Genomic DNA, 20,884 nt, shown 5'->3' with positions numbered 1-20,884 from the left:
TTTTACAATTCCTCCTTTAATACTTCTCTGGCAAGCTCTCTCAGCATCGCTTTTGATTTTTCCAATGCATCCTCCCCTTCTTTTGTAATGCTGTAGTACTTTCGGATCCGGCCATTTTCTTTTTTATCTTCCCTAGTAAGAAACCCTGCCTTCTCAAGGTTGTGCAGGTATGGGTAAAGAGTCCCCGGTCCAATTTCATAGCCGTGGCTGCGTAATTCCTCAATCATGAATGAGCCGTAAACCGGCTCAATTTTTGCATGATACAGAATGTGAATTTTTATAGCTCCCAGAATGAATTCACGCATTTTTAAGATGCGCCTCCTTAATATCGGATTTCAATATTGTTTAGCGATATTGTAACAAATAATTATTAATTTTATGTAAAAATTTAATGAGTATTGTGAGGATGCCCTTGGTTAGCCTTCTTTTCATCTTTTTAAGAAAACAAAAAAGACCAGGGGATAAACCCTGACCTGTTAGTGATGACTGTGGTCATCTCCTGCATTTTCTGTCTTTTCATGTTCATCTGCTTTTACAGATTCTTCTTCAGAAACTTTTCCTACCGTGAATTCTTTTTTAGGCATAACGTGAAGATCACGGGCAGTCACATGAGTCTGAACAAAATACGCGCCATCTTCACTGAATGTTTTTTTGATTTCATAGATGCCTTTGCCTTTATGTACCGCCTTGATCATTTCACTGTCTTCTTTGCTCTCAGCTTTCCATATTTCAAATTGCACGTCAGATGCATCATCTACAGCTTCATCGCCTTGTGTTACTGCGACAGAGAGCGTTTCCTCTTTATTCTTGCTGATTTCAGCTGGCAGTCTTATATCTGCGTTTACCATTAATGACCCTTCAGCTGTGTTATCGCCAGAATCTGCTGCGCAAGCAGTGATAGACAGAACACATGCCAGTAAAAATAAAGCTGTTAGTATACGTTTCATTTCATAATCCCTCTCCTATTAAGAAGCAAGTCTATACACGATACCTATTGTAACCGCTTTACCCATTAACAGTCAAAAATCTCCAGGCAATCACAAATTCACTATTACGTTTTAAACCTGAGCCTTAAAAATATGTCTTTATGCTTCAAATACGATATTGCCTTTAAATAAAACAGCTTTACGTTTTGACCTTCTAGCTACAGCTTCTGCTGAACAGGAGGCTTCCGCAAGGACAAAGCTAGCCTCATCTCCAACCTTGGGCCATACTTGTTTACCGTCTGTTGAAAGCGGCGTAATTCCTTTTGTGATATAGCCAAGCGCCTGACTTAAGCTGCGCTCGTCCTTCCAGCGATTTAACTGAGCAAGTGTATTTGCCTTCTCAAGCATATCTCCTGTGCCAAATGGATCCCAGTGGTCTGTAATACTGTCTGTGCCCAAATACACATCCACCCCTTGTGACTTCATTAATGAAAGCGGCATTTGAAAATCAAGCGGAGCAGTTGACGCTATATTGACTCCTGCTTCTGAAAATCTGACTGCAAGCTCCCGCGCTTCCCCTTCAGCTAAAGCAGCAAGTCCAAAACCGTGGCTGATCGTTATTTGTTTAGTAAGTTTTGCCTCTTCAATCATACTGACTAAGCGCTTCATAGTGTAAATTCCCAAGTGCCCTCTGTCATGCAGATGAAGATCGATTCCGGCATCAAATTCTGCGGCAATGTCCACCATTGCAGACAATGATTTTTCTATATCTTCATCAACTGTTGCAGGATCAACTCCCCCAACTAGATTGGCGCCATTTCTCATCGCTTCTTTCACAAGCTGCACACTGCCGCTTCGAAGCAAGCCGTGCTGAGGGAATGCGACAATCTCACCTTCTATTTTATCTTTATAGGTATGAAATGCCTGATGAAGAAATTCGAGATGCTGTAATCCGATTACTTGATCAACGTTGCAATGTGATCTCACAAATGTCGTTCCATTCATAAGCTCAAGCTGCAGAATTCTTTCTGCCCGCTCTTTAACAAACGGAAGCTGCTCAAGCAGCAGGGTCTGCTCTTCCTCGATGCGGGAAAAAATGTTTTTAGCTTTAACTGGAGCTTTCCATCTTCCTCCATAATAGGTTTTATCGAGGTGGATGTGCATTTCTGAAAACGCCGGTAAAGCTAGTGCCTCTTTTGCATCATAGATCTCACATTCACCCTCAATCCCATTTCCGGCAGGCGCTATTTCTTTAATTCTTCCATCTTCTATGCATAAATTAAAAACCATTGTTTCTGTTTCGATATAATTTTCGTCAAATTTATAACCCGTTTCTAAAACAACATTTCTCACCCATAGTTTCTTCATATCTTTACCCCTCCGTATGTATAGCCTTATTACCCTTCGTGTATAAGTTCAATGAAGTTTTGAGCTGTTTTTGGCAAATAATGATTTTTTAGAGAAATTACCCCTGATTCCCCGAGTTTTTCTGTGTCTTCAACTAGATAAACATGTAAATCTTTCAGTGAATTTAGTTTCACAACTGTTTCCGGCACAATCGTAGAGCCAAAACTCGAGGAAACCAAATCAAAAAGAATGGAAATATCAGAGCACTCACACATAATGTCTGGAATAAGTCCTCTGCTCGAAAAAGCTGAAGAAATTTTGTTATATAAACCAAGCCCTTCTGTACTTGGGATAATGAGTGGAACACCAGTAAGATCTTCAAACGAAACAGAAGATGACATCGTATGAGCTGAATCCGCAGTTACAAAATAAAAAGGCTCGGGTTTAAGCGAAATCACATCAAAATCATCAACTTCAAGCGGCAATCTCACTATTGCAAGATCAATGACTCTTTCTTTAAGAAGCTTGCAAAGCTGAGCGGATTCATTCTGTTGAATTTTATATGATACATCAGGATACCTTTTCTGAAATGTTCTCAAAAATCTCGGCAAGTCATAACTAGATAACGTATTTACGCCGATTGAAAGCTTTCCTGTTTTACCTGTTCCAGTTTCTTTGACTTCGAGCATAGCTTCTTCCATGGCATCTGTTATTTTCAGGGCATGCTGATACAGCTTATGTCCAGCATCCGTCAGCTCAAGTGATTTCCCCTTTCTTTCCGCCAATTGTAAACCAAGCTCTGTTTCCATTGCTTTCAGCTGCTGGCTGAGCGGCGGCTGTGCCATTCTTAAACGATTGGCCGCAGCCGTTATTTGGCCTTCTTCCGCAATGGCGATAAAATACTTCATTTGCCTGATATCCATATGTAACCTGCCTTCTTCGTATACTGAAAAGATATAGTTTATTCATTATATAAATATTTTTCATATATTTAACTGTATGATAGCATAATAGGAAACGAAAAAAAATGGAGAGAAAAACCATTGCTGCATAGATCATTATTATTTACTGTTATCCTTTTTATCATCATGCTTCTTGTGGTCTTCGGCTTTCATGAGGAGGAGCTCAAAGTAGACAGCGAGCCGCTCACAGACGGGGAATTAGTTGGTTAACTAAAAATGGTTTATTATAATCATAGATCATGTAAAAAGATACGTCTTTAAGATTCCAATCTTATTCTCATTCTGTTCTTAGATATAAAAGAAAAAGGGGAAAGAATATGACACTATCAAAATTAACAACGCCGCTTGCCTCGATACAGTGGCTCTTCTTTATTTTTGCCAATACGATTGTTGTTCCTATCTCAGTAGGAGCTGCATTTGAACTTACACCGGATCAAATTGCCATAACCCTCAGAAGCTCTCTGATTTTCACAGGTCTGGCATGCTTTCTGCAAGGGTGGATTGGCCACAAATACCCTTTAATGGAGGGTCACTCAGGAATTATTTGGGGGCTGATTTTAAATCTCGGCATGTCAGCTTCTGTACTCGGCATGAGCTTTGCCCAAATTGGCGGAGGAATTGCTACAGGCATACTGCTTGCCGGAATTACAACGATTATTCTGGCTGCGTTAAACCTCACTTCTGCGGTGCAGAAGATTTTCACACCTATGGTTGCCAGTGTGTATCTTTTTCTGCTGGCTTTTCAATTAATATTGACCTTCTTCAAAGGAATGCTGAAAATAGAACCGGACGGAACATTAAATGCTGCTGTAAGTTTATTTTCGATTGCCCTAGTTTTTTTCGTCAGCTTTTTAAAAATAAAAGGGAATGCTTTTCTGGGCAATTTCTCTATACTGCTCGGAATTGTTGTTGGGTGGATTCTCTATCTGATATTATTTCCTTCGGAAGGATCCATACAAGCCGTTACCGGGCAGGGCTCCATCTTCTTTCCGCTCGGAAAACCGAATCTTGAATGGGGAATTATCCTGATAGCCTTTCTTGGCGGCATGATGAACCTCAGCAATACAATTGCCTCCATTCAGGCTGCTGCAAAGCTTTATAAGGACGTTCCAGACTCTGCTTCATACAGAAGATCGTTTTTTTTAACAGGTACTTATTCCGCAGGTGCCTCCCTGCTTGGCCTTGTTTCATATGCACCCTTTACATCGACGATCGGATTTTTAGAAAGCACTCAACTATTCAAACGCAAACCCTTTTTCATTGGCGGGGCACTCATTACCCTTTTAGGCATATTCCCGCCGCTCGTAGCCATTCTCATTACACTTCCAATAACAGTCGGAAACGCTGTCCTTTTCGTTGCGTATCTGCAGCTTTTCGGCACAGCACTTAAAAGCATTCAAGGAACAAGCTTTGACTCAAAAACCATTTTCCGGATTGCAGCGCCGCTATTGCTCGGCGTAAGCATCATGAACACAGATCCCGCAGTCTTCCAGAACCTATCAGTCTATATTTCCCCCCTCCTATCAAACGGTCTTATGATGGGAATTCTGCTGTCTATTGTATTAGAGGCTTTTGTGAAGTGGGAATAAAGAAAAGCGGAAGCGCCCGTTTAGCTCCGACAGACAGATAAGGATCAGCGAGTAAAGGCGCTTTTTGCCTTTACTCGCTGATCCGTTCTGGCCGAGGAGTTGGGCGGTGGAACTGGACAATGTGTTAAACAGACCTACCTGTTCAGACTCGGGCAGACAGAAAAGAATTCACCCGAAAAGTCCGGGTCCCGCCTTTCCTGAGGGAATTTGTTCTGGCCGAGGGGCTAGGAGATGGAGCTGGACAAAGCCGAAAAGCGGAAGCGGCTGTTAACCTATCAGACGTCCATACCCAACACAAAAACCATTTATCTTCATGATAAACGGTTTTTATTTTATAATAGACTCTATTTAATCACTTCTATTGATAAAATATTGTCAAACCGTTTCAGAGCGAATATACTTTAATCCTCGATGAAAGGTGATGAATATGGAACAAACATATAAAAAAGAACCCTTTGCACTCTATGAAAAAAAATTTAAAGCGCTGGCTGATCAGAAACGGCTGGAAATTCTTCATCTCATATGCCGTCGCCAGACAGTGTGTGTAGGAGATTTAAGTGAAATGATAGATATGCCTCAATCTAAATTATCCTACCATCTTAAGATTTTATTGGACGCAGAGTTGATTTTGAAAGAAACCAAAGGCACCTGGAGTTATTATTCTTTTAATAAAAAAGAAATGAATCAGCTTCTTTCTGAAGAATTATGCGGACTGTTCACATCAAGGTGCTCAGAGGAAAAGTGATGCTCAGGAATTACTTTTTTATCATTTTTTCTGTTTTAAAGCAAAAAAAAAATAGCTTTCACTATTTTGGGCAGAGCTTAAGATATTTTCTTGGTCATCAGCATTTCATTAGCCTGATTTTCCGTACAGCCTTTAATTAAAACAAGTTCACTGACAAAGATGTTCTTTGCATTGTTCAGCATTTGTTTTTCACTTGTATTTAGGGCTTTTTCAATGCTTTTTCGCATGAGGTCTCTTACTACTTCAGCCCCCTGCTGGATTTCACCTGATTTTATTTTATCCATATTGGTTTTATATCGTTCTTTCCAAGGCAGCAGCTCATCTGATTCTCCGTCATGAAAAACAACTAATACTTCTTCTAGTTTTATTTGATTTTCTACAGGACGAATTCCGAGCTTGCCAAGTTTTTGCAGAGGGATCATAATCTGCATATTTCCGATGGACAGCTGAATCACAAAGTAATCCTGTTTCTTTCCTTGAATCTCCATCTCTTTTACAGATTCTATGATTCCTGCTCCGTGCATTGGGTACATAATTTTGTCGCCTATTTTGAACAAAAAAACACCTCCATATGGTATCTATTTACAGTATACCATACAGAGGTAAATATATCAAATTTTTAATTTTAACATCATTTATTATTTAATGTCAATAGTTATTTTTTTTTTGTTTCTGCGGCTGCCGTCCCTGGCAACACGACTTAAACACATTTCTTCCCGTTCCTCTCACAAACCTTAATGGCATTGATTTCTCCGCCGATCAAAATGGCAAATCCGGATAAATAAAGCCAGGTTATAAGAACGATGACACCGCCAAGACTGCCGTATGTAGCATTAAAATTCCCAAACTGAGAAACATAAAATGCAAACCCAAGCGATACGAGCTGCCATAAGATGGTTGCGATGATTGCCCCGAAGTAGACACCTTTTAAAGTCATCTCTTCATTCGGTGCCAAATAATACAAAACCATCAGCACGGCACACATCATCAGAAAAGAGATTAAAAACCTCATCACATTTAAAATAATTTCATTGTCACTAACAAATGAAAAATAATTTCCAACAAATCCGATAATGGCACTACCAAACACAGGCAATACAAGTGTAAGGGCAAACGTAATGACAAGGCCGATCGTCATAATGACTGCGTGAAGACGAATTTTCCAGAATGGACGTGTCTCTTCCACAATAAACGCTTTATTTAACGACCTGATAAGGGCATTTGTTGCATTAGATGCTGACCAGATCGTTGCCAAAATACCAAATGACAGCAAGCCTCCGTTAGGTTCATTAATTAACCCTTCTAAATGGTCAGAAAGCATCCCCCCTGCTTCTGCAGGCGCATATTGGTTTATAATATCAACCATCCTGCTCGTTTCAATATTGAAGTAAGGAAGCAATGCAACCAGGAAAATAAGAAGCGGAAATAAGGATAGCAAAAAGAAATGGGACAGCACCGCTGCCTGATCTCCCGTTTCATGCAGCTGAATTCGTTTAATAAGTTCTTTGATCAACCTGAGACACCTCCAATTGTAATATTCTTTTTCCTTAAATCACGTTCTTAAAACCTGAAACCATCATGAATGTTTGCCGAATGATCAAAAGAGGTATTTTGATAATTAAATACGGTAAGGAGTTTTGCAATGAAGAATGATGCACAAGAAAGAATGTCAAAGACATTTATTATGTATTCCATCCTCCTTATTGGAGCTTTCAGTTTTATTTTCATAGAATTTGCAGATGAAGTCATTGAGATGGAACTTAAATCATTTGATAACCCAATCATCCAATACATACATGGAATGCGCACCCCTATGCTTGGTCAAATCATGGCAGGCATTACTTCCCTGGGATCAGTAACCGGCATCATGATTGGAATGTCCATCGCACTCATTGTACTGTTCATCAACCGGCAATGGTGGGAAGGGCTGTTTTTAATTGTGGCAGTATCCGGTTCATCTCTTTTAAATTATTATCTGAAATGGATGTTTAAGCGGGACCGTCCCACATTTAACCCTCTTATTACAGAAGACGGATATAGTTTTCCGAGCGGACATTCGATGGTTTCCTTCTCATTTATTGGTATTCTCGCCTATTTAATAACTTTAATGGTCAAAAAGAAGAGTCTTAAGGTACTGATTATGGCATCTTTCTTTTTCATCGTTTTTTTAATCGGCTTCAGCAGAATCTATCTTGGCGTGCATTACCCAAGTGATGTCATTGCGGGGTTTGCTGCGGGAGGCGCGTGGCTCGTCATTTGTATTGTGGCTCTGAAGTTTAAAGCAAAAATATAGAAGAGCCCGGAGAATTGTCTCCTGGGCTCTTTTCACTTTAAATCCATCCGCGGAAGCGGGAAGCTTCCGCCATTTTCCTGCTTCCGATCATATACGCCGCAAGTCTCATGTCTACATTATGGACAAGTGCGGTTTGAAATGTATTCTCGAAAGAATCAACCATCACTTTTTGAAGTCTTTCCGCTACTTCTTCTTCTGACCAATAATATCCCTGATTATTTTGGACCCATTCGAAGTATGATACTGTCACACCGCCTGCACTGGCCAGCACATCCGGCACGAGAAGAACCCCCCGCTCCGTCAAGATTCTAGTGGCTTCGATGGTTGTCGGTCCATTTGCAGCCTCGACCACGATAGATGCTTTGATTTGATGCGCATTTTCAGCTGTAATCTGATTGGAAATGGCAGCCGGTACAAGGATGTCGCAATCAAGTGCAAGCAGTTCTTTGTTTGTAATGGTATTCGTAAAAAGTGTTGTTACTGTTCCAAAGCTGTCACGGCGGTCCAGCAAATAGTCGATATCCAAGCCATCTTCATCGTAGAGTGCACCGTATGCATCTGAGATGCCGATTACTTTTGCACCTGCGTCATGCATGAACTTCGAAAGGAAGCTTCCTGCGTTGCCGAAGCCTTGAATGACTACGCGAGCACCTGCAAGGCTTATGCCTTTTTTCTTAGCTGCTTCTTCTATGCAGATGGTCACGCCGCGGGCTGTTGCTGTTTCTCTTCCGTGTGAACCGCCGAGGACAAGCGGTTTGCCTGTAATGAAGCCCGGCGAATCAAACTCGCGCAGCCTGCTGTATTCATCCATCATCCACGCCATGATTTGAGAGTTTGTAAACACATCCGGGGCAGGGATATCTTTAGTGGGACCTACAATTTGGCTGACTGCCCGGACGTATCCGCGGCTCAGTCTTTCCAGCTCTTTAAGTGACATTTCTCTCGGATCGCAGATGATTCCGCCTTTTCCCCCGCCATACGGCAGATTCACAATGCCGCATTTTAAGCTCATCCAAATGGACAGTGCCTTTACCTCATCTTCGCTTACTTCAGGATGAAAGCGCACTCCTCCCTTAGTCGGTCCGACAGCATCGTTGTGCTGTGAGCGGTACCCCGTAAAGACTTTTACCGAGCCATCGTCCATCTGAATCGGAATACGAACTGTAAGCATTCTGACAGGTTCCTTCAGAAGCTCAAAAAATTCTTCTGAGTAGCCTAATTTGTTCAATGCCTCTTTAATAATTGTCTGCGTCGACTGAAATAAATTTAAGCTTTCTTTTTCTTTATCTGCCTGTACGTCCTTAATAATCCCCATGATTCCACCCCATTGATATGAATAGTAGCATTTATTTTTATTAGTTATTCTGATAACACGCGCGTAATTTTTTCGATTGCCCACTCAAGATCTTCTTCTGAAATCACAAGCGGCGGTGCAAAGCGAATCACTGTTTCATGTGTTTCTTTGCAGAGCAGCCCTTCATCCTTCAGTTTTTCGCAATAAGGACGGGCAGGTACAGTAAGCTCTACCCCAATAAACAAGCCTCTTCCGCGCACTTCTTTGATCAAAGGATTGTTGATTTCCGCAAGCTTTTCTTTAAAATAAGCACCGAGCTTTAGCGACCGCTCTGAAAGTTTTTCTTCTTCGAGAACCTGAAGGGCTGCAACAGAAACAGCACAAGCAAGCGGATTGCCTCCGAATGTTGAACCGTGAGACCCTGGGTTGAAAACACCGAGAATGTCTTTGTTTGCAGCAACGCAGGAAATCGGGAAAACACCGCCTCCAAGAGCTTTGCCTAAAATGTACATATCAGGCTTCACATCTTCCCAGTCACAGGCAAAAGTTTTTCCTGATCTGCCGAGCCCTGACTGAATTTCGTCAGCGATAAAAATGACGTTGTTCTCTTTGCACACTTGAGCTGCCTGCTTCAAGAATCCCTGAGGAGGAATGACGATGCCTGCTTCTCCCTGAATCGGCTCGATTAAAAAGGCTGCTGTATTTGGTGTAATGGCTGCTTCCAATGCTGCTAGATCACCATAAGGAATCAGTTTAATTCCAGGGAGCATCGGACCAAAACCACGCTTGTATTCTTCTTCTGAGGAAAGCGACACAGCTGACATTGTGCGGCCGTGAAAGTTTCCGATGCACGCGATGATTTCAGCGCTGTTTTCAGCAGCGCCCTTCACGTCGTAAGCCCATCTTCGTGCAGCTTTGATGGCTGTTTCCACTGCTTCTGCTCCTGTGTTCATCGGGAGCACCATTTCTTTTTCTGTCAATGCAGCAACAGACTCATAGAAAGGTCCAAGCTGATCGTTATGAAATGCGCGTGATGTGAGCGTAATTTTATCTGCCTGATCCTTAAGCGCCTGAATGATCTTCGGATGTCTGTGCCCCTGATTGACAGCTGAATAAGCACTAAGCATATCCATATACTGGCTGCCTTCAGGATCTCTCACCCAAACGCCTTCAGCCTCAGAAATCACAATTGGAAGCGGGTGATAGTTGTTTGCTCCGTATTGGGATGTTTGCTGAATGAGTTCTTGAGATTTTGTCAAAGTTGTCATATCTGTTCCTCCTTAAAATGTCTCTGAAGTTGTTTTTGCCTGCATGTGAAGCAGCAAATAGTCAGGTCCGCCGGCTTTAGAATCTGTGCCTGACATGTTAAATCCGCCAAACGGCTGATAGCCGACAATGGCTCCTGTACAGCCTCTGTTAAAATATAAGTTTCCAACGTGAAACTCTTCTTTAGCGCGTTCAATGTGATCGCGGTTGTTTGAGATGAGAGCACCTGTTAATCCATAATCTGTGTTGTTGGCAATCTCAAGAATGTGGTTAAAATCCTTTGCCTTGCAGAAGGCTGCGACTGGTCCAAAAATCTCTTCCTGCATAAGGCGGTCTTTTTCGCCTATATCAGCAAAAATAGTAGGCTGGATGAAGAAGCCGTCTGTATCGTCTCCCTCCCCTCCTGTCATGAGTCTGCCTTCTACTTTGCCTATTTCTATATAACTCATAATCTTGTTGTAGGAATTCTGGTCGATGACCGGTCCCATACAAGAGCCCGCGTCCTCAGGATTTCCGACTGTCAGCTCTTTTGTAAGTGCTACTGCCTTTTCAAGAACTTCATCGTATACATCCTGATGAACAACCGCACGCGATCCTGCCGAACACTTTTGTCCTGAAAAGCCAAAAGCTGAGGCAACAATGGCAGATGCAGCCAAGTCCAAATCCGCGTCTTTATCAACGGCAACAGTATCTTTGCCGCCCATTTCAGCGATGACCCGCTTCAGCCATTTTTGTCCGCTGTGAACTTTTGCGGCACGTTCATAAATTCTGCAGCCAACTTCACGCGAACCTGTAAACGAAATAAATCGTGTTTTCGGGTGATCAACCAAGTAATCTCCTACTTCAGCACCGCTTCCCGGAATGTAATTCAGTACACCTGCTGGAAGTCCAGCTTCTAAAAGAAGCTCCGCAAATTTCGCTGCCACAACAGGCGTTGAGTTAGCAGGTTTTAAAAGGATCGTGTTTCCCGCAACAATAGCCGCTGCTGCCGTTCCCGCCATGATGGCAAGCGGAAAATTAAACGGAGAAATAACGATTCCTACTCCAAGTGGAATATAGCTGAACGAGTTCTGCTCTCCTTCTCTGCTCTGCACAGGAACGCCGTCCTTCAGCTTCAGCATTTGACGTGCATAATACTCAAGAAAATCAATGGCTTCTGCCGTATCTGCATCTGCTTCACTCCAAGGCTTTCCTGCTTCTTTTATGAGGTAAGCTGAAAATTCATGCTTTCTGCGGCGAAGAATGGCTGCTGCACGTATCAGGATGGCTGCACGCGCTTCGGGTTTTCTTAGTTTCCATGTTTCAAAAGCTTCCAGCGCCTGCTCCATGGCTTTTTCGGCTAATTCCTTTGTCGCTTTGGAAACGACTCCAACCACTTCTGCTTTGTTGGCAGGATTAACAGACGTTATTTTTTCTGATGTCGTGATTCGCTCTCCCCCGATGATAAGCGGATACTCCTTATTCAGATGAGAGTTCACGAATACCAGCGCTTCTTTAATTGCCTGAATGTTTTCATTTTTACTGAAATCTGTAAACGGTTCATGCTTGTATGTGACGGTCATGGCCATTCCTCCTGAGTTTGATTCTTCAATAAAGATAGAATGCAAGTTCCATGCCAACCTGTTATCACAGCAGTGAAAGGATTCTTAGTGCAAAATAATATGGCAGTGCAGAATTTTTTTGCACCAGAAGCGCAAAATTATTTTGCCTAAAATGCATATGAGAGGATAAAATGGAAGAAAAGTACGATAAAGGGGGGGTAACTATGAATCTAAAAAAAGAAAATCTGCATTTGTTTATGGAATCCATCATTGATGAAATTGATGTGGGTCTTCATGTGATTGATAAAAAAGGACACACCATTCTCTACAATAAAAAGATGATGCAAATTGAATCAATGGACAGCCGGGATGTCATGAACAAAAATCTCCTGGACGTTTTCATGTTTTCTAAAGACGGAGACAGCACGCTCGTGCAGGCTCTTCAGAACGGCACAGAAACGAATAATATTAAACAAACCTATTTCAACAACAAAGGAAAAGAAATCACAACCGTCAACAACACTTTTCCAATCAGAGATGGCGATGAAATCATCGGCGCTGTTGAAATTGCAAAAGATATTACAAAGATCGAGAGGCTGATAAAGGACAATATTAAAAGAAAGGGAGGGACACGTTATACCTTTGAAAGTATTATTGGGGAAGGTCCTGCTATAAAAGAAGTCATTGAAAGTGCCAAGCGTGCGACACGCACAGCGTCATCTGTCCTGATTGTCGGTGAAACCGGTACAGGAAAAGAGCTTTTTGCACAAAGCATCCATAACGGAAGCAGCCGTTCAGCAGCTCCTTTTATCTCTCAGAACTGTGCGGCACTGCCAGACAGTCTGATTGAAAGTTTGTTGTTCGGCACCAAAAAAGGAGCTTTTTCAGGAGCGATTGATCATCCCGGTTTGTTTGAACAAGCAGAGGGAGGCACGCTGCTGCTTGATGAAATTAACTCTTTGAATCCTTATTTGCAGTCCAAGCTGCTGAGGGCTTTGCAGGAGAGAACGATCAGGCGGATTGGCGATACGAAAGATACACCAATTGATGTAAGAATCATAGCGACAATCAATGAAGATCCGATTGAAGCGATAACCAATGAACGCATGAGAAAGGATCTATACTACCGTCTGAGTGTAGTGACTGTTTTTGTTCCTCCGCTGAGAGACAGAACTGAAGATATCCCTCTTCTTATCAGGCAATTTATCCGAAAATATAATGAGCTTTTTCAAATGGATGTTCAGCGTGTTGATCAGGAGGTCATGGATAATCTTCTTTCTTACGAATGGCCGGGCAACGTGCGGGAGCTTCAGCACACGATTGAAGGAGCGATGAATTTCATTGCAGATGAGGAAACGATCCGACTTAACCATCTGCCTCTGCATTTCCGCTCAAAATCAAAGACGCGGACAACTGCTTCCTCCCAAGTACAGGTTTATGAAGAAAAAAGTGAGTCCCTGAAGCTGAAAGAACACTTGGACCGTTCAGAAGCCAACTATATCAAAGCCTTGCTGAAAAAGAACGGATATAACATTTCAAAAGCAGCAGAAGAAGCGGGTTTAAGCCGCCAGAGCCTGCAATATAGAATGAAAAAACTTCATATCGAAGCAAAAAAAAGCTTCTGAGGGAATATTTCCCCAGAAGCTTTTTTTCGTTATGCTGCTTCTTTAAGATCGCTGTTTTTACGAATATCAGAAACCGTTTTGATCTTATAATTTTTAAACACAATCGATCCAAGCAGACCGAATACACCACCGGCAACAGCACAAAGCGCGGCTGTTATCGTAACGGTTAATGGGTCATTAAATCCGTACATGACAGCTAAACCTGCGATGGGAGTTGCCGTTCCTGTTGCGTTGTTTACAAGTCCGAATAAGGCAACGACTACACCGGCTGCAGCTCCGCCGAAAAAGTTCGTCACATACACCGGAATCGGATTTGCCGTAATAATGTCTGCTTGAGTTAGAGGCTCAATCGCTACGGCAATAGTTGTTCGTCTGTCGCCAAATTTAAGACGGCTGAAGAGAACATAGTTCATGAAGGAAGATCCGAATACAGCCAAAGCACCAATCGCCATAGGCAGTCCAGTTAAACCAAGCATGGCTGTTAGAGCCATGGAGCTTAATGGCGCTGTAGCTACAACTGTAATCACTCCTCCAAGGATAATCCCCATTAGAATCGGGTTGCTGTTGGCTGTTTCAGTAATAATGCCGCCAATGTTCAGAAGTGTAGCATCCACTACTGGAGTTAGGGCGTTTCCTATTAATCTCACAAGCGGAGCCGCAACAAGAATCGTCACCAGCAAATCAAGACCTGCAGGTGTTTTTTTCTCAATCAGTTTTACCAGGAAAGCAACAAGATAGCCTGCAAAAAAACCAGGAAGCAAACCCAGTCCGGCACATGATACGCCAAGCATCAGGGCGTAAACCGGGGACACACCGAGTGCAAGCGCCACAAGAGCAGCAGCCGCTACTCCCCCCATGCTTCCTGCGGCATCGCCAACTTCTCCGAGAAATTCAACCTTCAGAAGATCTCCTCCAACATATCGCTGAAAGGCTTCAACAAGAAAGGCAGCAACGGCTGCATTTGCAAGCGCCCCCATCGCTTTCATGCCCTTTGGAGCTTTATAGCTGAATAATGAAAATAACCCAAGTACTAGTAATAATAGCGCTGTTCCTTTTACCAATTCCATCTGTCTCTCTCCTCTGGCTGTTAAGAATGTAAACATCAGCTGGCATTCATTCTTTTATAATCATCAAAAAGCTCTTATTCTTTCACACCTTCAGCCGCAAGACAGAAGGTATGAAAGAATAAGAGCCTGCATGCGGAATCATTGTTCAATACGATTTTCAAAGATTAGCCTCAGAGGATAATCAAAGATTAGCATATCACACAATTCACATCTTCTCATCTTTGTTGTTCATACCTTCTTGTAGTCTGGCATTTTAGCGGCTGCCAGGTAGAAACGATCAGACCATCTTGACTGAAATTATACAAGAATATAAAAGTTTAAATAATAGTAAGAAGTATATAGGAATTGGTTCCACCAGACAATGGATATTGAAAAGTTCGGAATAATCAATATACAAATTACATAATCTGCTGAATATCCCACAACTCGCAGGATCCATACTCCAGTCGGAAAAAACCCATAATATTATCCTTTTTCCAGCTAAAAATCGATCGATCTTCAAAAATACCTTTGATAAGCAGACCGCCTGTTTGTCCAAGTTCTGAACTACCAACAAAATAGTTTACTCGCCCAAACCGCCTTCCAACGCAGGATTCACGTTCGAACTCGCGAGCTCCATTTCCTGGTCAAGATTTGTTAGCCGCCATAAAAAAAAGAACCAAACCGCATTCGGCTTGGTTCCCCGGTCTCACTTCACTTTTACAGACACAGGAGTAATATCAAGAACAGCATTAACTACTGAATAATCATCTTTGCCGCCATCTTTATAGCCCCAGAATCCATCTGTTTCTTTCGTTTTTCTGAATGTAAGTTCGACACCTTTTCCTTGGTCAAAAGCGTAGCTTTTTACTTCTTTTTCACCACTGTTGTCAATCAGGTTATAGGAGAGGAACTTGCTTAGTGTTCCGTGAGCAGTCAGAACGCCTGAGTGCGGTGATGCTTTGTAATCTCCGTACTCGTAGCCAACTGTACTGACTTTGTGTTCGCTGATGTCGAATTGTTTTGTTTGAAGATCAACGGAGTCACCCGCTGCAATTGTTGAAAGAAGAATGTTCTTATACTCACTCTGTGTTTTCGGATTTGTTTTTACTTTAGATAAGTCAACCACTGTCACTCCTGCGCGGCCGACTACTTCAATTTTCTTTTCAGCATTGTTCACGACCATGGCTGTATCTTCATCTATTCCATAAGAAAGCTGATTGTTTTCTCCTTTTTCATAGGCTGTCGCAATCAGTCTGCCAAGGCGGGCTTTGTTGTCAAAGTGCTGATCGATGATGCCGTATTGGAAGAAACCAAGTCCGCGTTCAAGATAGCCTGATCCGCCTTCCTGCTGCTGCATGCCGTCATATGTGTCAGTAAAGCCTTTTGCAAGAGTATCAAGGCTGCCGCCGCCTGCAAGCATTACATCGCTCATGATTGCTGCACCGGCACTTGTTCCGCCGAGAACTGCCCCGTTTTTATAAATGTCCCAGATCGCAGTCAAGGCTTTGGATTCTGATTGATCTGAGTTAAAAAGAGCTTTCGTGATCTTCGTCTGATCGCCGCCTACAAACCAGATGGCATCAAGCTCTTTTATGCTTGCAGCTGCTTCTTCGCTGTTTTTGTTCTTTTCCCACTCTGCTGCATCGTTTTCAGGAGTCTCTTTGTAGTTTGTCGTTGAAATCGGCAGGATCTGAATATTTTCTTCTTTAACTCCGTATTTCACAAGATCTTTTTTAAACGCTTTGGATGAGTTCAACGATCCGCTCGCTGCCGGAACAATCCCAAACTTCGCGTCTGTTTTTCCTTCAGCAAGGTCTATAAACGCTTTATATACGGCTTCGTTTGTTGATCCAAGAGCACCGCCTGCGATTACAAGGTTTCCTTTAATGTCGCCGCGATCGGTTTCTTCAGGAATTTCAAAATTAGAAGGTTTATAGTTTTTGAATGCCTTATCATCTTTTTTGAACTTAATAGAAACCGGTGTAACATCCATTTTTACGTTTGTGATTGAATAGTCATCTTTTTGGCCATCCTGATATCCCCAGTAACCATTCGTTTCATCTGTTTTACTGAACGTTAATGCAAAGCCTTTTCCTTTGCTGTCATATAAATAGCTTTTTACTGATTTGGTCGACGAGTTATCAATCAGCGAGTAAGAAAGATATGGTTTGAGTCTTCCGTAAGAGGTAAGAATTCCAGTCGCTTCAAGCGGTTTAAACGAATAATACTCGTAGCCTTTTGTTTCATCTTTGTCCGGATTCACCGAAATAGCTTTAGTCTTCAAGTCAATTTTGTCACCAGGAGATAAGAAGCTGATCGAGACATTATTGACTGGGTGCAGCTTCTTGCTTGCAGGTTTTGCCTTGCCGGCATCTACAACTGTGACACCGCCGCGGCCTGCAATTTCCGCTGTTTTCGCCTTATTGTCAACGATTAAGGCTGTATCTTCATCAATTCCGTATGAATGAAATTTCTCTTTTTGTTTTTCATATTTCACAGCTGCTGCTGCCAGTCGGCCCAGTCTTGCTCTTTCATCGAAGTGCTGATCCACAATGCCGTATTGGAAAAAACCCAGTCCTTTTTCAATGTAAACAGGTGCATATTCTTTGTTCGCAGGTGCTTTATCCACCTCTGTGAATTCACCTTTTAACCCTCCAAGGCTGTCGCCTCCTGTAATCATAACGTCACTCATGATCGCAGCTCCGGCGCTTGTCCCGCCCAGAACAGCTCCATCCCTGTAGATGTCCCAGATCGCATCTAGCGCTTTTGTATTTTTTCCTTTTTCATCAAAAAGAGTGTCCGTAATTTTCAGCTGATCTCCGCCGACGAACCAGACAGCGGAAAGGTCTTCAATCTGATTGATGATCTCTTTTTCACTTACGTTGTTTTTCCACTTACTCTCATCAAAATCAGTATCACTGAAATCATGATTTGAGATTGGAAGAATATCTACATTTTCGGCTCTCACTCCGTATTTAACGAGGTCTGCTTTAAACTCATTGGAAGACTTCAGCTTTCCGCTCGCAGCAGGAATAATCCCGATTCTGGCATTTTCCTTTCCGCCTGCGCGGTCAATAAAAGATTCGTAGACTGCTTGATTGCTGCTCCCCAAAGACCCTCCTGCAATAACAAGACTGCCTTTAATTTCTTCCTTGCTTCCTGCAGAAGCAGGCATGCTGAAACTTGATGCAAGCAGACAGGCTGCCGCAAGCATACTGAATGGTTTCTTCACTCCAATTCCCCCTCAAAATTAGATATTCTCTTGTTAAAGCAGACTGACATTCATTTATGCTTCAAAGGTTCCCTTGATAGTTGGGACCCCTCCTTCAACCATTACTTTTCCCTTTGCGATAACTGTGTCAATTTCGAGTGTTTCTTTATCAAGCATGACGAGGTCCGCATCGTTTTCTGCACGGATTTCCCCTTTTTTCTTCAACTTTAATATGCGGGCTGGATTCGATGTAATGACTTGAAGAGCAGCCTCGAGAGAAACTACCTCATTAAGAACAGATGAACGGACCTCTTCAAAAAGGGAAGATACTTTCCCAACTTGAAGCCCTGCAAAATCACCGTCTGAATTAAAATATGGAAGGCTTGCCTGACCGTCAGATGAAAACGTAATTTGTGCAGCTGGAATCCCCCTTTCAAGCATCAGGCGCAAGCCTCTGCTGCACTTTACTTCGCCCTCCTCGAGAAATTGAGGAATGGTGCTTGTGGTCAAATCTACATAACCGCCAAGTTCCGCATATTTGATTCCCTCTTCAAACAGCTCAGCGTTTCGGTTAATATGGGTCGGATGGAAGTGATGGATAGGGATGTCCGTTTTTTCTGCGATTTCAAATAAAAGATCAAGTTTGCGGTCACTATCTCCGACATGAATTTCAAGCACTCCGGCTTTCCCGGTAATCAAACCGCCATTTCTGGCGGCAGCTGCAATTTTGGCCAGCTCTTCAAACGTCGGTTCAGATGAACGATGATCAGAGATCGCAATCTCTCCAACACCGATGATCTTGTCAATAAATATCAGATCCTCTTCAATTTTACCGGTCAGTGTTTTCACCGGAATCTGGTAAGACCCTGTGTGAAGATAAGCTGTGATGCCTTCTTCATCAAGTGCATGTGCTTTTGCAAGCAGACTCTCAATTCTTCTTGTTGTTCCGTCCGTTCCGAGTACTCCTATAACGGTAGTAATCCCGGCAGTTGTAGCATCCGTTAAATTCAGCTCAGGGGTGCGTGTTTTAAAACCGCCTTCGCCTCCGCCGCCAATCAGGTGAACATGAGCATCAATAAAACCCGGCACTAAAAGCTTGCCTGTTCCGTCGATCACCAGCACATCAAGTGATGCCGCATCCAAATCAATGCGGTCTTTGATATAGCCGATTTTATCTGCTGTAAGGAGCACGTCCTTTTTGCCTAAATAATGAGGCGCGTATACTTCTGTATTTTTTATAAGAGTAAGCAATGTTTGACCTCCTGTGTTTATCTATGATGACCAGTCTTTTAAAACGGCCCGTAATTCATCAAGTGAGCAATAACAACTGCTGCAAGTCCGATGAGATATTGAATGAAAACAAGCGGCAGCACCCATTTAGCCCACTTCGTCCAAGGTATACCCGCGATTGCAAGACCGGCCATTAGTGTACCTGCTGTCGGGAAGATGATGTTTCCGATTCCATCTGCAAATGAGAAGGATAGGACAGCTGTTTGACGAGTAATATCAAGCAAATCTGCAAGAGGCGTCATGATTGGCATTGTCAGCATCGCATGTCCGCTTCCTGAAGCAAGGATAAAATGGATAATAGCCTGGAAATTGTACATTCCGATAACACTCCAAAAAGCAGGAATATTCTCAAGTGCGCCTGAAACTCCGTAAAGCATAGGATCAATAATATGCCCTTCATTTAATACGACCAGCGTCGCTCTCGATACCCCGATAATGAGTGCTCCGCCAATTAACAGGGAGGAACCTTCTACAAACGATTTGGCAATTTGATCTGCAGAAAGTCTGCCGATGATTCCGATGACAATCGTTAATACTACAAAAAGAGCAGCAATCTCAGTGATATACCATTGAAATTTTATGACTCCAAATGCAAGAACTACGTAATTCAGCAAAAAGGCGCCTAAAATCAATTTATGTTTTGTCTCTAATTTTTCATTCGAATTCAACAGGACATCCGCTTCTTCTCTGCTGTATTTTCCGAAAAAGCCTTTTGATGGATCTTTCTTCACTTTCATTGCATGACGGTAAACAAAAATAACCGATACTGCATAAACAATGACGAATAATACAAGTCTGTACCCCATGCCGGAGAACATCGGAAGCTCAGCAATCCCCTGTGCCACCCCGACTGTAAATGGGTTCATGACAGCTGTTGTAAAACCTGCCGCAGCCCCAAGAATGACGATCGCCGTACCAGTCAGCACATCAAATCCCAATGCGAGCGCAAGCGGAATCAATAATGGAATATAAGCAAGTGTTTCCTCTGCCATCCCCATAAGAGATCCTCCGATGGCAAAAAACAGCATCATCGCAGGAATCAAAAGTTTTTCACGAGTTGCAAGCCTCTTAGCAAGCGTAGTAATCAATAGGTTAATCGTACCCGTTGCCGTTAACACTCCAAAAAATCCGCCGATGATCAAAACAAAGAAGATAATGTTTGCAGCTTCTACCATTCCGGTATGAAGTGCTTTTACCATTCCAAACGGGCTGACGGGTGTTTGTTCAGCGGACTGAAACGTATCCGGATCAATTTCTGTTCTTCCGTCAACCTCTACCCTTGCATAATCTCCTGCAGGCAATACGTAAGTTAATAGTGTTGCAACAACCAATACACCGAGTAAAAGTGCAAAAACATTAATCTTGCGTTCTTTCTTTTCCTTCCCCTTTGGTTGATAAGCTGTTTCAGCTTGAGCCATTAGTTCTTCTCCCCTTCTTCATGTTTTCTTTAGATAGCAAACGACATCTCCCTTGGAAATGCCTCTCCTCTCGGAAATTGTCATTTGCAAGTATATAATGCAATTTTTGTGCCAACATGAAATGAGAGGGGCTTTTTTATTTTAGGCTCTTTTCGTAAATATTGTTGCTATTAGACTAAATGATAAAAACATGAGTGGATTGCAGCGGAAGGAACTTGACTCCTGCGGGATATAGAGCAAAATGGGAGACCCCACAGGCAAAGCCGAGGAGGCTCCCATGCTCCCCGCGGAAAGCAAGTTCCTGGAGCGGAAAGGAACGGACAACATT

18 protein-coding genes and 1 riboswitch are annotated in these 20,884 nt (G+C 42.6%); of the genes, 5 read left to right on the top strand and 13 right to left on the bottom strand.

Going from position 1 to position 20,884, the window contains the following annotated elements; all coding sequences use genetic code 11:
* Positions 1–2 precede the first annotated feature (2 nt).
* The 4 genes from GJU41_RS00910 to GJU41_RS00895 form a co-directional block, all read right to left on the bottom strand.
* A complete protein-coding gene (locus GJU41_RS00910) occupies positions 3–305 on the bottom strand; it encodes a PadR family transcriptional regulator (protein ID WP_070876144.1) in 303 nt (100 codons plus the stop codon).
* Positions 306–476: 171 nt separating this feature from the next.
* Complete coding sequence (locus tag GJU41_RS00905) at positions 477–947, bottom strand: FixH family protein (RefSeq protein WP_070876145.1); 471 nt, start codon at positions 945–947, stop codon at positions 477–479.
* A gap of 138 nt (positions 948–1,085) precedes the next feature.
* Positions 1,086–2,294 (bottom strand): amidohydrolase, encoded by a 1,209-nt coding sequence (locus tag GJU41_RS00900; protein ID WP_070876146.1) that lies wholly within the window; start codon positions 2,292–2,294, stop codon positions 1,086–1,088.
* 29 nt (positions 2,295–2,323) lie between these two features.
* The gene (locus GJU41_RS00895; protein ID WP_070876147.1) at positions 2,324–3,196 is read right to left on the bottom strand and encodes a LysR family transcriptional regulator; all 873 of its coding nucleotides are present in this window, start codon (positions 3,194–3,196) and stop codon (positions 2,324–2,326) included.
* 120 nt (positions 3,197–3,316) lie between these two features.
* Here GJU41_RS00895 and GJU41_RS25140 point away from each other — a divergent pair, with 120 nt between their 5' ends.
* The 3 genes from GJU41_RS25140 (at position 3,317) to GJU41_RS00885 (ending at position 5,569) form a co-directional block, all read left to right on the top strand.
* Entirely contained in the window at positions 3,317–3,445 is a 129-nt protein-coding gene (locus tag GJU41_RS25140) for a hypothetical protein (RefSeq protein WP_263596905.1), read from the top strand.
* Positions 3,446–3,552: 107 nt separating this feature from the next.
* Entirely contained in the window at positions 3,553–4,824 is a 1,272-nt protein-coding gene (locus tag GJU41_RS00890; RefSeq protein WP_070876148.1) for a uracil/xanthine transporter, read from the top strand.
* Between the two features lie 421 nt (positions 4,825–5,245).
* A complete protein-coding gene (locus GJU41_RS00885) occupies positions 5,246–5,569 on the top strand; it encodes an ArsR/SmtB family transcription factor (RefSeq protein WP_396653154.1) in 324 nt (107 codons plus the stop codon).
* A 77-nt stretch (positions 5,570–5,646) separates the two neighbouring features.
* On the opposite strand, the gene GJU41_RS00880 is transcribed toward GJU41_RS00885, so the two are convergent.
* A complete protein-coding gene (locus GJU41_RS00880) occupies positions 5,647–6,126 on the bottom strand; it encodes a CarD family transcriptional regulator (protein WP_083328175.1) in 480 nt (159 codons plus the stop codon).
* 143 nt (positions 6,127–6,269) lie between these two features.
* Positions 6,270–7,082 (bottom strand): YihY/virulence factor BrkB family protein, encoded by an 813-nt coding sequence (locus GJU41_RS00875; RefSeq protein WP_070876150.1) that lies wholly within the window; start codon positions 7,080–7,082, stop codon positions 6,270–6,272.
* A 129-nt stretch (positions 7,083–7,211) separates the two neighbouring features.
* Between GJU41_RS00875 and GJU41_RS25135 the strand changes: the two genes are divergently transcribed.
* Entirely contained in the window at positions 7,212–7,862 is a 651-nt protein-coding gene (locus GJU41_RS25135; protein ID WP_154317848.1) for a phosphatase PAP2 family protein, read from the top strand.
* Between the two features lie 37 nt (positions 7,863–7,899).
* On the opposite strand, the gene GJU41_RS00865 is transcribed toward GJU41_RS25135, so the two are convergent.
* From GJU41_RS00865 to pruA, 3 genes are read right to left on the bottom strand one after another with little or no spacing between them, the layout of a single operon-like run.
* Positions 7,900–9,177, bottom strand: a complete 1,278-nt coding sequence (locus GJU41_RS00865) for a Glu/Leu/Phe/Val family dehydrogenase (RefSeq protein ID WP_154317847.1) — start codon at positions 9,175–9,177, stop codon at positions 7,900–7,902.
* A 44-nt stretch (positions 9,178–9,221) separates the two neighbouring features.
* A complete protein-coding gene (locus tag GJU41_RS00860) occupies positions 9,222–10,424 on the bottom strand; it encodes an ornithine--oxo-acid transaminase (RefSeq protein ID WP_070876153.1) in 1,203 nt (400 codons plus the stop codon).
* 12 nt (positions 10,425–10,436) lie between these two features.
* Positions 10,437–11,984: an L-glutamate gamma-semialdehyde dehydrogenase gene (pruA, locus tag GJU41_RS00855; protein ID WP_070876154.1), complete on the bottom strand. Its 1,548-nt coding sequence runs from the start codon at positions 11,982–11,984 to the stop codon at positions 10,437–10,439.
* Positions 11,985–12,187: 203 nt separating this feature from the next.
* Between pruA and GJU41_RS00850 the strand changes: the two genes are divergently transcribed.
* Positions 12,188–13,588: a sigma-54 interaction domain-containing protein gene (locus tag GJU41_RS00850; RefSeq protein WP_070876155.1), complete on the top strand. Its 1,401-nt coding sequence runs from the start codon at positions 12,188–12,190 to the stop codon at positions 13,586–13,588.
* A gap of 29 nt (positions 13,589–13,617) precedes the next feature.
* On the opposite strand, the gene GJU41_RS00845 is transcribed toward GJU41_RS00850, so the two are convergent.
* The 4 genes from GJU41_RS00845 to GJU41_RS00830 form a co-directional block, all read right to left on the bottom strand.
* Positions 13,618–14,655, bottom strand: coding sequence for a PTS sugar transporter subunit IIC (locus tag GJU41_RS00845; protein WP_154317846.1), 1,038 nt, complete (start codon positions 14,653–14,655; stop codon positions 13,618–13,620).
* A 221-nt stretch (positions 14,656–14,876) separates the two neighbouring features.
* Positions 14,877–14,980, bottom strand: a riboswitch (purine riboswitch).
* A gap of 363 nt (positions 14,981–15,343) precedes the next feature.
* A complete protein-coding gene (locus tag GJU41_RS00840) occupies positions 15,344–17,869 on the bottom strand; it encodes a cyanophycinase (protein ID WP_224771343.1) in 2,526 nt (841 codons plus the stop codon).
* Positions 17,870–17,923: 54 nt separating this feature from the next.
* On the bottom strand, positions 17,924–19,099 hold the full coding sequence (gene iadA, locus GJU41_RS00835) for a beta-aspartyl-peptidase (RefSeq protein ID WP_154317845.1): 1,176 nt from the start codon (positions 19,097–19,099) through the stop codon (positions 17,924–17,926).
* Between the two features lie 38 nt (positions 19,100–19,137).
* Positions 19,138–20,556 (bottom strand): YfcC family protein, encoded by a 1,419-nt coding sequence (locus tag GJU41_RS00830; RefSeq protein ID WP_133312095.1) that lies wholly within the window; start codon positions 20,554–20,556, stop codon positions 19,138–19,140.
* Positions 20,557–20,884: the final 328 nt, after the last annotated feature.

This window comes from Metabacillus idriensis, from assembly GCF_009674765.1.
Lineage (GTDB): Bacteria > Bacillota > Bacilli > Bacillales > Bacillaceae > Bacillus_P > Bacillus_P idriensis.
This window is presented reverse-complemented; position numbering and strand designations above follow the sequence as displayed.

Bases quoted from the DNA above. Each gene is read 5' to 3' on its own strand.
- GJU41_RS00850 (WP_070876155.1), top strand. From the start codon at position 12,188: ATGAATCTAAAAAAAGAAAATCTGCATTTGTTTATGGAATCCATCATT.
- GJU41_RS00900 (WP_070876146.1), bottom strand. From the start codon at position 2,294: ATGAAGAAACTATGGGTGAGAAATGTTGTTTTAGAAACGGGTTATAAA.
- GJU41_RS00845 (WP_154317846.1), bottom strand. From the start codon at position 14,655: ATGGAATTGGTAAAAGGAACAGCGCTATTATTACTAGTACTTGGGTTA.
- GJU41_RS00865 (WP_154317847.1), bottom strand. From the start codon at position 9,177: ATGGGGATTATTAAGGACGTACAGGCAGATAAAGAAAAAGAAAGCTTA.
- GJU41_RS00890 (WP_070876148.1), top strand. From the start codon at position 3,553: ATGACACTATCAAAATTAACAACGCCGCTTGCCTCGATACAGTGGCTC.
- GJU41_RS25135 (WP_154317848.1), top strand. From the start codon at position 7,212: ATGAAGAATGATGCACAAGAAAGAATGTCAAAGACATTTATTATGTAT.
- GJU41_RS00905 (WP_070876145.1), bottom strand. From the start codon at position 947: ATGAAACGTATACTAACAGCTTTATTTTTACTGGCATGTGTTCTGTCT.
- GJU41_RS00895 (WP_070876147.1), bottom strand. From the start codon at position 3,196: ATGGATATCAGGCAAATGAAGTATTTTATCGCCATTGCGGAAGAAGGC.
- GJU41_RS00885 (WP_396653154.1), top strand. From the start codon at position 5,246: ATGAATATGGAACAAACATATAAAAAAGAACCCTTTGCACTCTATGAA.
- pruA (WP_070876154.1), bottom strand. From the start codon at position 11,984: ATGACCGTCACATACAAGCATGAACCGTTTACAGATTTCAGTAAAAAT.
- GJU41_RS00830 (WP_133312095.1), bottom strand. From the start codon at position 20,556: ATGGCTCAAGCTGAAACAGCTTATCAACCAAAGGGGAAGGAAAAGAAA.
- GJU41_RS00860 (WP_070876153.1), bottom strand. From the start codon at position 10,424: ATGACAACTTTGACAAAATCTCAAGAACTCATTCAGCAAACATCCCAA.
- GJU41_RS00910 (WP_070876144.1), bottom strand. From the start codon at position 305: ATGCGTGAATTCATTCTGGGAGCTATAAAAATTCACATTCTGTATCAT.